We start from the raw sequence: 12,360 nt of genomic DNA, 5'->3' as shown, positions 1-12,360 counted from the left end.
AATCCCATTCGGCGAATCCATTTCCGATTGCTACCCTCACATTGGTTTGCGGACGTCGGAAGTTTGCAGGGCTCCTGCCGCGAGATTAAATGACGCCGCGCCAAAATGCTATGTTTTCATGGAGGATAGTGTTGGCAGGTCGGAGGTACTGGGTTGGTTTGGATACCGGAGTTGCGGAAACAGCAGTGTGCCTCATCGACGAATTCGGTGAAATCCTGTTCGAAGGAAAACGAGAAACGCATGCTGGCCAGATAAAGGATATCCTGCGCCCATTTGGTGTCGAAGCGGTGCAGCGCATCACCATCGAAGCGGGCGTAGGCACTCACATGGTGCGTGAACTCCAGGCTCAGGGCTTTCCCGTCTATGTCGCTGAGGTTCGTCGTGCCTCCAAGTTCCTCGCTATCCGGCGGCAGAAGACTGACTCCAACGATGCGAGAGGGCTTGCGGAGCTCGGCCGCGTCGGACGCACCATCGGGGCAGAGGTCTTCGTAAAGCCACTCGACTGTCAGAACTTGCGCAGCCTCCTCAATGTCCGCAAGAACCTCATTCAGCAGCGCATGAAGATCGACGCCCTGGTTCAGTCCATCGTCCGTTTGCACGGAGGAAAGCTGAAGACGAGCAGCGGGGTTGGCAGGCTCGCGAGCGGCATCGAAGATCAGCTGGAAATTCTGCGGGCGGACGGGCTCGATGTCGATGCCGACGTCCGGCCGCTCATTTCGATTGCGGAAAACCTTCGTTCGCATATTGCAGGAATGGACAAGCGGCTCCGTGCGGCAGCTCTTGCTCATCCGGTTTGTTCAAACCTCATGACCGTCCCTGGCGTCGGTCCAATCACCGCCTTGTCCTTTTACAGCGCCATCGGCGATCCGTCGCGCTTTCAGCGAACCCGCGATGTTGGCCCCTATTTCGGATTGACCCCAACAATCCATCAGTCGGGCGTTCTCGCCCGGGTCGGCCGGATCAGCAGGTTCGGTAGCAAGCTCACGCGGACTCACCTGGTTTCGGCTGCCACCGTCTTGCTGTGCTCGACAAAGACGGAAAGCGCACTGCAGGCATGGGGGCTGACACTGAGGAAGAAAGTAGGCTTGTCGAAAGCCAGGGTTGCTGTGGCTCGAAAGCTGGCGGTCGTCATGCTTCACATGTGGAAGTCTGGATCCTCCTTTGACCCGGCTCGCACATGACAAGTTCCTCCTGACGGAGGGGCAGGCCTGGACCCCGCATCGTTTTCTGGGGCTCTCACCCCGGCGTAGGTAATTGGGCCAGGCCTGCCGATCACAGCCGCCAGACTATCCATTCCAATCGCGTGTTGGACGAGATCGCCTGAGAGTACGCGGGCCAAGTTGGAACGCTTCATGAACGGTTTTCTGCGGGCCTTTCGGTCCCTACAAGGCTAGATTTTCTGCTTTTGTTCACGGTGCAAAAATGGCGGAAATCCGCCATTTTTTGAAGATTCGAGTCCTAGCAAAAGACTCGAACCTCTAAACCACACCGAAATGCGGGCTTTTGTGCGGGCCTTCGCAAAAACCACATCGTCTATGTTGCTGTTATAACACAGAAAAAATTATTCGATGCGGGTCCTCTTCTGGCACCATTTCTTGATCGGGCGGTCACCCGCCATCAGGTTCAGCTCCCTTTTTGAGAATTGCGTATTCGTCTGGACAGGCGCTGTGCGGCATTCCGGCTTGGTCCGGTTAGCTTTTGCGGCGCAGGGAAATGTCTCTTCACTTCGATTGATTGTCGATGATCGACAGTCCCGTGCGTCTCGCTTATCCAGCAAGGCAGGATGGATTTCGAAACGGGGTGGGCACAGATGCGGGCTTCTCGGATGCGCAGGGCTGCGCTGGCCGCCGTCTCGGGCCTTGCCTGTCTCGCACAAGTACCAAGCCATGCCGCAGCAAAATCCCGCGCACCGCTCGCCGCGCTCGACAAGGCCCTGTCTGCGGCAATCAACCGGGAAAACGCCAATCCCAACCAGGCCAATTTCGATGCCAGCCTGAAAGCGGCCGAAGCCGTCATTGCTGCGGCGGAGGGTTTGCCGATGGGGCCGGATACGGCACCCTATCTGGCCCGTGCTCTTGTTGCGCGTTCCAGCTATGCGCGCGAGGCAGGAGAGATCGAAAAGTCCCTGGCCGATGCCGAGCGTGCGCGCGAGGTGATCCTGCCCTATCGCGATCTTGCGCCCGATGCTTACGTGCAGTCTATTGCCCTTGCCGGTGACGTGGCGATCCGCCGGGCCTTGTTCCAGCAGGCGGCCGATCGGCTTGGCGAAGGGGCTGGCTATCTGGCGCAGCGGCGCGGCAAGGGGCCGTCGTCTGCGGCGCTCGACATGAGCGAATCCAACATCGGCTACACACTGGCAATCGCCTACATGCAGCTCGGGCAGTACGATGCCTCGGTCAAGGCGCAGGAAGCGAGCCTGGCTGCCCGGGTGCGCGCCGTGGGCGAGTTCCATCCGGCGACGATCAGCGCACGGTACAATCTGGCGTTGCGCCTGTCGCGGGCAGGGCGGCTCGAAGAGGCCGAAGCTATGGCGCGGCTTGCAGCCGAGCAGGTCAAGCAACATGTGCCGCAGACCGACCTGGGGCATGTCCGCGCCGTCGAGACGCTGGCGCTGGTGCTGGCAGGTGGAGGCAAGCGGAGTGAGGCGGTGGAGGTGGCGCGGCATGCGCTCGATATCCGCGTCGCCACCACTGGCACCGGCGATGTCAACTTTGCTGCCGGCCTGACCTCGCTGGGAGGGCTGCTGGCCGATCTCGGGCGCTATGACGAGGCCGTGAGCGTCCTGTCGGGGGCAACGTCGACGCAGGACAAGCTTGGCGCGCTTGCGGCGCCTACGGACCGCCTTCGCACCTTGACGTTTCTCGGGCATGCCCAATTGGGGCAGGGCAAGGTGGCCGATGCGCGTCAATCGCTGGATGCGGCCTACGCGATCTGGGAAAAGACCAGGGCGGCAGGGACGGCCGAAACCCTTCTGCCATCGGTAGCGCTGGCGCGTCTCGACAGTGGCGACGAAGCTGGTGCGGTTGCCGCCGCGACAGCACATCTTGCGGTCGCCTCCAGCCCAAGAGCGCCCGTGCTGGGCAAGGCTCAATCATGCGCTATCGGCGCCTTGCTTGGCATTGCGGCGGCCGAATGCGGCGGAAGTCCGGGCTATGCGCTTGTTCGCGCGGTGACCGACCGGCTCGATGCGAGTGCGGATGGCGAGCTCGTGCTGGCAGACCGCCTGTCGCTGGAACTGGCAATGCGGCTGGCACTGCGTAATGGTGATGTTCAACTGGCGGCCGATGCATCGCAGGTGCTCGTAGGATCGAAGGTTGCGCGGGCGACACGGCTTGCCGCGGCCCGGGCGGGGACTTCAGACCCCGGGCTGGCAGCGCGCATACGCACTCTTCAGGATGCCGAGATGGCCTACCGTCGTGCCAATTCGGTCTATCTGCTGCTGCTGGGAAATGGCGGCGACGTGCAATCGGCCCGTACGGCTCGCGATGTGGCGCTTGCCACGCTGGAGCAGGAGCGTGCCGGTATCGCCAGCAGCTATCCTGCCTGGGCGGCGCTTACCGCTCGCCAAGGCGTCCCCCTGGCCGATATCAGGAGCACGCTGGCAAAGGACGAGGCTGTCCTGGCGGTCGTTCCGGCGTTGACGTCGGCCTTCGTCCTGCTGGTCTCGCCAGACCGGGCCGTGGTGCAGCGGATGCAACCTAGCCGCGCGAGCTTTGCGTCGAGCGCGGCACGGTTGCGTCGCGCGCTCGACCAGCGGAGCTTCGATGCGGCAAGCTCGCACGAACTCTATCGCGCGATCTTCGCAGGCATAGCACCTGATTTGCGCAGGACAGGGGCCTTGCGGATAGTCGCTGGTGGTGATGCCGCAGCCATCCCGTTCGCAACCTTGCTGGAGCGTCCGGTCGACAGGATCGGTCGCAAGGCTCCGTTCCTCGTCATGCGCTATGCCTTGTCGGCTGGTGCGTCATTGCAGGCGCGGACAGCACAGCCGCGGCGCGCGCTGGCTGCTTCGGCCATGCTGGCGCTGGGCGCGCCAACACCGTTCGGCACCAGCATGGCGGATGCGCAAGCGGCAAGGAAGGGGCCGCTCCTGGCAAGTGCTGTCTTTCGCGGGGGGCAGGCGGATGCGCAGTCGCTCGCCTCGCTGCCCGCCTTGCGCTCGGCCGAAGTTGAAGCCGTCTCGCGCAGCGTTGGCAAGGCAACCGTCCTTACCGGTGACCAGGCAAGCGAAGAGCAACTGGCCAAGACCAGGCTGGACCAGTACGGCGTCCTGTTGTTTGCCACGCATGCATTGGTCGCCGGGGAAATGGAAGGCGTTACCGAGCCCGCGCTCGTGCTGGCCCGACCGGAGCGAGGATCAAGCAGCGATGGCGTGCTGACCGCGTCAGAGATTGGCGCGCTACGGCTCGATGCCGACTGGGTGATCCTTTCCGCCTGCAACACTGCTGCCGGCGACGGTGAGGCAGCCCCGGCCTATTCCGGCCTCGCACAGGCATTCCGCTACGCGGGGGCACGAACGCTGATGCTTTCGCATTGGCCCGTACGCGACGATGCGGCGGCGGTACTGGCCGCAACAGTGCTCAAGGAGGCGGCGAAGGGGCGAAAGCCGGCGCAGGCGCTACGTACGGCCATGTTGCGCGCCATGGCCGATCCGGACCTGCCGGATGCGGCCAATCCGCACGTCTGGGCTCCGTTCGTCGTGTTTGAATAGGCGGAGGTTCAGAGGTTTGCCTTGAACAGGTCGAGCATCCTGCCCCAGGCCCGTTCTGCCTGAGTACGGTCATAGATCGGGGCGTCTAGGGTGCACCAGCCGTGCTGGGCAGGGTAGACTTCGATCTCGGCAGGGCGGCTGGCGGCATCGGCTGCTGCGCGAAGCTGCGTCTTCTCCTTGGGTGCGCGCTCGTCATCGTTCTGGGCGATGGCAAAGAGATAGGCGGCGCGGGTCTTGCCGATCAGGTTGACCGGGCTGTCGGCCTCCGGCCCGACGAGACCGCCGCCGTGGAACGAGGCAGCCGCGCCGACGCGAGCGGGGTTGGCAAAGGCCGTCCGCACCGTGAAGGGGCCGCCCATGCAATAGCCGGCGGAGCCGATGCGCTTCCTGGCGTTCACTTCCTTCTGCATGTCGAGCCATGACACGAATGCAGCGGCATCCGAGGTGGTGCCCGAAGGCGTGATTGCCGCGATCATGGGCTTAAGCTTCTTCTGCCCGGCGTCAGAGCGCCACGCCATCAGTGACTCGAGGATCGGGGCGGGGCTGGAGCGGTAATACTGGTTGACGACCAGCACCGCATAACCGGCAGCGGCAAGGCGGGTGCCCATGGTCTTGTAGGCATCGCGCAGGCCCGCGATGTCGGGCCACATGATCACGGCAGGGTGCTTGCCGCGGGTGGGGTAGACAAAGAAGGCATCAGCCTTGCCGTCGGGCGTGTCGATCGTCACCATGCGGCTGGAGGTCGGCGCTTCTGCGGCGGTGACGCAGCCCGGGATCGTGGCGAGCGCGGCAGCGCCTGCGCCGAGGCCTGCAAACTCGCGCCGGTTGAGGAAGAATGCAGCGTTTTCGGCTTCGGTGATCTCATCACACATCGCAGGTTCTCCAGCTCCCGTCAGTCGAGAAACCTAGCGCAGCGCAGTTCGCGCGCAAGGTTTGAATCGGTTTCATTTTTCCCTCTCGCAATCACGGCGACATTTGTTAGTGTTGCTTACAATATTAACCCTGCCGAAGAACTCTGGGGAGAGTCGAGACATGACCGATGTGAATGCCCGCCTTGCCGCGCTCGAAGCGCGCGTGACCGAGCTTGAGGATCTCAACGCGATCCGTCGCCTGCAGTGGGCCTACGGCTACTACATCGACTACAACCGGCCGGAAGAAGTGGCCGGGTTGTTCGCGAAGGACGGCGCGGTCGTGTTCCTGTCGGGCGAATACGTCGGCTACGAAGGGGTGATGCGGCTTTATGGAACGTGGTTCCAGAACCTGTTCACCGGAGGGCGGCGCGGCCCGGTCCATGGGCTGCTGCTCGACCACTTCCAGCTGCAGGACGTGATCACGATTTCTGACGACGGTCAGAGCGCCAAGGGACGGTTCCGGGGCATTCTTGCAGGCGGCTGGCACGATGACATCCTGGGGGACAAGCCCGAGGGCATGCCGCAGCAGTTCTGGGAAAGCGGGATCTACGAAAACGACTACGTCAAGGAAGACGGCGTCTGGAAGATCAAGCGCCTCGACTACATGATGCAGTGGCAGGCCGATTACGAGACTGGCTGGTCAAAGACCGTGGCGCACCTGCAGCCTGCCGCGGTGTGCTTCCCCGAGAACCCGATCGGGCCGGACCGCCTGCTACCCGATACCGACGTACGCCAGACCTGGCCGCATCGGCAGGAAGTGGCGATGAGCTTTGCCCATCCGGTGCTGGCCAAGGCCTTTGCCGTGGGGGATTTCACCAGGATGCAAAAAAAGTGGCCGTAAGGGGCGTCGGGGCGGGTTAACCGCCCCAGCGGCCGATGCGAGCGAGTACGGCTGCGGCGACGCGGCGGAAGGCTTCGCGGTCACGCGCCGGAACGCCCTTGAACAGGTCTGCGCCGACGTGGGCCAAGGCTGGAATGGTCTGTGCGAACAGTTCTTGCCCCGCAGTGGTCAGCCGAACCGGCTTGCGGCGGCGATTGCGGCGATTGGACCCGGGTTCCACAAGGCCGCGCTGCATGAGCGCGGCGATCGCGCGGCTGACGTTCATGGGCGGGACGCCCATGATTTCGGACAGGTCATGGCCGGCCAGTTCGCCTTCGCCACCCAGGGCCAGGACAATGCGCAGGTCGGTGGTGGTAAGGCCAAGCGGATCGGCGACCCCTTCGCGCATCGGCGTGCCGATAAAGGTGCCCAGCTTGAGCAGGTCGACCAGCAGCGCAACCTCACCCTCGATCAGGGCGATGTTCTGGTCTGCTTGTGCCGTGGTCGGTGGCGTATCCATCAGGCGCATCTATTGCCGGGTTCCCGTCCATCGGCAAGTGCTGAAGTGTGCTCGATCTGCATCACTTTGCACCCTCTTGAACATGCGCAAATGTTAGGCTTGCAAAGCGGTAATTAGTATGTCTTACTAACAAACAGCAACCGGTTCCGAAGAGGACCATACAGGAGAGGGGATATGGCTCAAGCCCATCGTACCACGTCACATGTGCGCCTGCTAGCCGCAGGTAGCCTGGCCGCACTCATGCTCGGTCTTGCCGCGCCGGCCATGGCGCAGGATGCTCAGGCGCAGGCTGAGGAAAGCACGCCGGAATCGGCGCGCGAGATCGTCGTGACCGCGCAGTTCCGCGAACAGCGCCTGCAGGATACGCCGCTTTCGATCACTGCCGTCGATGCGACCTTGCTGGCCTCGCGCAACCAGACCGACCTGTCGCAGATCGCGCAACAGGCCCCGAACGTCACGCTGAATGCGATGGGCGGCGCCTATGGCTCGTCGCTCGGCGCTTCGATCCGCGGCATCGGCCAGTTCGACTTCAACCCCGCCTACGAACCGGGCGTCGGCATGTATGTCGATGATGTGTATTACGCCACGCTGACCGGCGGCATTTTCGACCTGCTTGACCTTGAGCGCGTGGAAGTCCTGCGCGGCCCCCAGGGCACGTTGACCGGCCGTAACGCAATCGGCGGCGCGATCAAACTGTTCTCCAAGAAACCGACCGACGAGAATTCAGGCATGGTCGAGGCGGTCTACGGCAGCCGCAACCGCGTCGACATCCGTGGCAGCGCGAACTTCATCCTCGCGCAGGACCTATATGCCCGCATCTCGGGCGTGTACAAGCGCCAGAATGGCTACGTCGACCAGATCGACTATGGCTGCGCCAATCCCGGCAACCCGCAGGGTATCAGCGCGCGCCCCGGATCGGGCCAGGACTGTGTGATCGATAAGCTCGGCGAGAAGGGCTACGCCGGTCTTCGCGGATCGGTGCGGTATAATCCGGGCGATAATTTCGACCTCGTCATCATCGGCGACTATACGCATGAAGAGCGCACCAACGCGGCAGAAGTGATCTCGCTGATCAACCCGGCGCGCATCACCAACGCCTATGCCTGCGGCCGCTTCTGCACTTACGCGAACTTCTACGCCCCGCCGGGCGGCTTCGTCAGCCAAGGCTACGAGATGCCCAACCGCCTGAAGTTCGATGGCTATGGCTTCTCGGCCAACATGACCTTGGGCCTGAGCGATTCGATCAACATTCAGTCGATCACCGCCTACCGCAACTACCGCCAGAAGTGGGGCACCGACGACGACTTCACCCCCGACCTTGCGATTGCGGGTCAGGGCTACAACGACCTGAAGTTCTGGTTCTTCAGCGAGGAACTGCGCGTCAACGCCAAGCTTGGTGACATGATCGACCTGACCGTCGGCGGGTTCTATTCCGACCAGCGCTCGGTCTACTTCACCCGCCAGGACATTCGCTACATCGCGCCGGGCCTGAACTTCCAGTTCCTCGGCAACGACCCGGTCAACGCCGATAGCAAGGCCGTGTTCGGCACGGTGATTGCACGCCCGATGGATGGCCTGACGCTGACTGGCGGTCTGCGCTACACGAAGGAAAGCAAGGACTACACCTTCGTCCGCAAGAACTTCGACGGCGTCACCAAGTCGATCTACCTGGGCGCACTCGACGGCGTGAAGGCCGTCTACTCGGGCGACAAGGTCGACTGGCGCCTTTCGGCTGACTATCGCTTCAGCCCGGAAGTGCTCGCCTACGTGACAGTCGGAACGGGCTTCAAGGGCGGCGGCGTGACCGCGCGTCCGTTTGACGCCGCGCAGGCGCTCAACGGCAGCTTCGATCCCGAAACGGTTACCGCATATGAAGCAGGCCTCAAGACCGATCTGTTCGATCGCCGCCTGCGCATCAACATCGCCGGGTTCATCAACGACTACAACGATATCCAGCTGCCGCTGATCTCCTGTGCGTCGCTGGGCTCGAACGCGCCGTGCGGTGCGCGCCAGAATGCGGGTAACGGCCGCATCAAGGGCTTCGAGCTCGAAATGCAGGCCTCGCCGATTGAGGGTCTGGATATCGATGCCTCGCTCAGCCACCTGACCGGCAACTACAAGAATATCGATCCACGCGTTGGAAACGCGATCCTGCTGACCGACCCGATCGTGACACCGAACTGGAAGTACAGCTTCGGCATCCAGTATCGCGCCGATCTCGGCAGTGCAGGTTCGATCACCCCGCGCTTTGACTTTGCGCACACGGGCAAGACCAGCGCCGGCCGCATCGCTGCTGGCCAGCCGATTGAGTTCTTCAACGCCTATGACATCGGCAACGCCCGCCTGACCTGGCGGAACGAGGCCGAGGACCTGTCGATCTCGTTCGAAGTGCAGAACGTCTTCAACGAGTACTACACGCCGTTCCGCTTCGCATCGGTCTATGCCTTCACCGGTACGGCCTACAGCCAGGTGGGTCGTCCGCGTGAATGGGCAGTCACTGTGCAGAAGCGCTTCTGATCATTTCAGAGTGCGCTAGGGAAAGGGGCGGTCAGCGATGGCCGCCCCATTCTTTTGAGCTTGGCGTGAACCATATCAAATGTTAGCTTTTCCATGCGAGCCGAATCCGGCCGCTAGTGGGAGAGCCACCGTGCTGACGCGCGAAGCCTATGATCGCTATGTCGCCGCGTTCAACGCGAAGGACTATGACGCGGTTGCCGATTTCTATGTCGATCCGCCGCTGATGACGTTCTTTGGAGTCGAGATCCGTTCGCGCCAGGCGCTCAAGGATTTTTACGCATTCCTTCACCATCATGTGAAGGAAAGCGTGACCGTTCTGAACTTTGCCTGTTCCGATACCCTGACCGCCATCGATGCTGTCATTCGGGTGGAAGCGGTGAAGGACCTTTCCCGTGAAGCGCTCGACGCGCGCGGGATGCACGGCTTCTTCCCGATCGCGGTGGGCGAAGTGCAGGAAATGCGGCAGTTCATATTCTATACGATCAAGGACGGCCTGATCGAGCGCGTTGAATGCGCGCTGGCGCAGGCGTGAGAGGACACCAAGCCATGACACCAGAAGGCGTGAACGTCGCCCATCCCGACAAGCTCTTCATCGGCGGTCGGTGGGTGCCCGCCCACTCCGGACGCATGATCGAACTGGTCTCGCCCAACACCGAGCAAGTGGTGGGGCGCGTGGCGGAGGCCGACGAGGCCGACATGGATGCTGCCGTGGCCGCAGCGCGCATGGCATTCGATCACGGGCCTTGGCCAACCACGCCGCCTGCCGAGCGCATCGCTATGTTCCGGCGGATGGTGGCCCACCTCGAAACGCGCGTGCCCGAACTGGCCAGAGCCTGGACAGCCCAGATGGGCGGGCTGGCCTCGTTTGCCGGGCCAATGCATGGCGGCAGCGTCATGGCATTGAGCCAGATCGCCGGGTTTGCCGAACAGTTCGAATTCGTCGAGCGCCGCCCGAGCATGGCAGCGGACACAGCGCTGATCGCCTACGAGCCGGTCGGCGTCGTTGCGGCCATTGCGCCGTGGAACGGCCCGTTCGGGATCATGGCCAACAAGGTCGCCTATGCGCTGTTGACCGGTTGCACGGTGATCATGAAGCCATCGCCGGAAACGCCGCTCGAGGCCTACATCATTGCCGAGGCGGCAGAGGCGGCAGGCATTCCTGCGGGCGTGGTGAACCTTGTTACCGGGCACCGTGAGGCGAGCGACCATCTCGTCTGCAACGAGGGCGTCGACAAGGTGAGCTTCACCGGCAGCACCGTTGCAGGCAAGCGCATCGCCAGTGTCTGCGGCGCGCGCATGGCGCGGTGCACGCTGGAACTGGGTGGCAAGTCCGCAGCCATCGTGCGCGACGATTTCCCTATTGATGAGGCAGCCAAGATGCTGACCGGCACGATCACGATGATGAGCGGGCAGGTCTGCGCAATGCTCAGCCGGGTGATCGTACCGCGCCACCGGCACGACGAACTGGCCGAAGCCATCGCGGCGGAGATGAAGCAGGTCCGCATCGGTCATTCAGATGACCCCGAAACCCAGCTCGGTCCGGTGGCGATGAAACGCCAGCTCGAGCGCATCGAGATGTATGTCGAGGAGGGCAGGCAGACGGCCGATCTGGTCACCGGCGGCGGGCGTCCGGCACACCTCAACCGGGGGTATTTCATCGAACCGACCCTGTTTGCCAACGTGAAGAACGAAAGCCGCATCGCGCAGGAGGAGATCTTCGGTCCGGTCCTCAGCCTGATCCCGGTGGAAGACGAGGAAGATGCGATCCGCACCGCCAATGCCAGCGCCTATGGCCTTAACGGTTCGGTGCTGACGACAGATGCCGACGCAGCCTACCGCATAGCCCGGCGCGTCCGCACCGGCGGCTTCGGGCAGAACGGCTTGCGCATGGATTTCGGCCTGCCCTTTGGCGGGTTCAAGCAATCGGGCATTGGCCGCGAAGGCGGGCCGGAGGGGCTGTTCCCCTATCTCGAGATGAAGACGATCCTGATCGACGCAATGCCGTCGGCACTTTGAAGGACACGGGCATGAGCGGACACATTGCGGGCAAGTCGATCGTCATTACGGGCGCCGGTGGCGGATTTGGCAGCATGGTAGCGAAGAAGGCGGCCGCGCTGGGCGCCCGCGTGACGCTCGGCGACATCGACCTTGCTGCGGCGCAAGGCGTGACCGATGCCATCATCGGGGCCGGGGGCAAGGCGCAGGCCGTTGCTGTCGACGTGCGCGATCTGGGGCAGGTCAAGGCCTTGGTCGGCGCTGCACTGGATGCCTACGGCGCGGTGGATGTCATGGTCAACAACGCGGGCATCATGCCCTTGGCGTTTTTCTCGGACCATGAGGCGGCCTATCCTGCGTGGGAACGCTGCATCGACATCAACATCAAGGGTGTTCTGAACGGCATGGTCGCGGCCTATGATCAGATGATTGCGGCGGGGCGGGGACAGATCGTCAACATCTCGTCCATCTATGGCAATTTCCCGGTGATCGGCGCGGCGGTCTATGGTGCATCGAAATCAGCAGTGAATTTCCTGTCTGAATCGCTGCGGGTTGAAAGCCGCGGGAAGATCAAGGTCACCACGATCAAGCCAACCGGCGTGCCGACGACCGGCCTCTCCGGCACGGTGGTCAATCAGGCCGCCGGTATCGGCATCGTTGCACACAACATGCCCGATTTCATGGAGATGGTCGGCGAGATGGCGGCGGGGACGTTCCCACCCGAACGGCTCGATCCCGAGGCGATGGACTATGCCAGCCTTGCACCGGAACACATCGCCGATGCCGTGATCCATGCAATCGACCAGCCTTGGGGCGTCTCGATTGCCGAAGTGACTGTCCGGGCGGCCGGAGACCACTTCGTTCTGTGAGGAGCGTGGTTGCTCGT

Annotated in this window: 9 protein-coding genes; 7 read left to right on the top strand and 2 right to left on the bottom strand. The window is 62.9% G+C overall.

Annotation, left to right across the window (positions count from 1 at the left end):
- The first annotated feature begins 89 nt into the window (after window positions 1-89).
- Both AC1Q5P_RS17265 and AC1Q5P_RS17260 read left to right on the top strand, forming a co-directional pair.
- On the top strand, window positions 90-1,181 hold the full coding sequence (locus tag AC1Q5P_RS17265) for an IS110 family RNA-guided transposase (RefSeq protein WP_124809297.1): 1,092 nt from the start codon (window positions 90-92) through the stop codon (window positions 1,179-1,181).
- A gap of 644 nt (window positions 1,182-1,825) precedes the next feature.
- Complete coding sequence (locus tag AC1Q5P_RS17260; RefSeq protein WP_492519605.1) at window positions 1,826-4,711, top strand: CHAT domain-containing protein; 2,886 nt, start codon at window positions 1,826-1,828, stop codon at window positions 4,709-4,711.
- An 8-nt stretch (window positions 4,712-4,719) separates the two neighbouring features.
- On the opposite strand, the gene AC1Q5P_RS17255 is transcribed toward AC1Q5P_RS17260, so the two are convergent.
- Window positions 4,720-5,583, bottom strand: coding sequence for a dienelactone hydrolase family protein (locus AC1Q5P_RS17255; RefSeq protein ID WP_039336470.1), 864 nt, complete (start codon window positions 5,581-5,583; stop codon window positions 4,720-4,722).
- 160 nt (window positions 5,584-5,743) lie between these two features.
- On the opposite strand from AC1Q5P_RS17255, the gene AC1Q5P_RS17250 reads away from it, so the two are divergent.
- The gene (locus tag AC1Q5P_RS17250) at window positions 5,744-6,463 is read left to right on the top strand and encodes a nuclear transport factor 2 family protein (RefSeq protein ID WP_039336472.1); all 720 of its coding nucleotides are present in this window, start codon (window positions 5,744-5,746) and stop codon (window positions 6,461-6,463) included.
- A gap of 16 nt (window positions 6,464-6,479) precedes the next feature.
- On the opposite strand, the gene AC1Q5P_RS17245 is transcribed toward AC1Q5P_RS17250, so the two are convergent.
- A complete protein-coding gene (locus AC1Q5P_RS17245) occupies window positions 6,480-6,962 on the bottom strand; it encodes a MarR family winged helix-turn-helix transcriptional regulator (RefSeq protein ID WP_169745737.1) in 483 nt (160 codons plus the stop codon).
- Between the two features lie 174 nt (window positions 6,963-7,136).
- Here AC1Q5P_RS17245 and AC1Q5P_RS17240 point away from each other — a divergent pair, with 174 nt between their 5' ends.
- From AC1Q5P_RS17240 to AC1Q5P_RS17225, 4 genes are all read left to right on the top strand, one after another.
- On the top strand, window positions 7,137-9,479 hold the full coding sequence (locus AC1Q5P_RS17240) for a TonB-dependent receptor (RefSeq protein ID WP_492519604.1): 2,343 nt from the start codon (window positions 7,137-7,139) through the stop codon (window positions 9,477-9,479).
- Window positions 9,480-9,609: 130 nt separating this feature from the next.
- Window positions 9,610-10,011 carry a nuclear transport factor 2 family protein gene (locus AC1Q5P_RS17235; protein ID WP_193827600.1) on the top strand — a complete coding sequence of 134 codons (402 nt, stop codon included), beginning with the start codon at window positions 9,610-9,612 and terminating at the stop codon, window positions 10,009-10,011.
- A 14-nt stretch (window positions 10,012-10,025) separates the two neighbouring features.
- Window positions 10,026-11,495, top strand: coding sequence for an aldehyde dehydrogenase (locus AC1Q5P_RS17230; RefSeq protein ID WP_039336478.1), 1,470 nt, complete (start codon window positions 10,026-10,028; stop codon window positions 11,493-11,495).
- Window positions 11,496-11,506: 11 nt separating this feature from the next.
- Window positions 11,507-12,343 (top strand): SDR family oxidoreductase, encoded by an 837-nt coding sequence (locus tag AC1Q5P_RS17225; RefSeq protein WP_492477341.1) that lies wholly within the window; start codon window positions 11,507-11,509, stop codon window positions 12,341-12,343.
- Window positions 12,344-12,360: the final 17 nt, after the last annotated feature.

The sequence above is a fragment of the Novosphingobium sp. GW835-FHT14H07 genome, from assembly GCF_058793515.1.
Note: the sequence above shows the minus strand (reverse complement) of the source record. Positions and strands in the feature narration are given on the sequence as shown.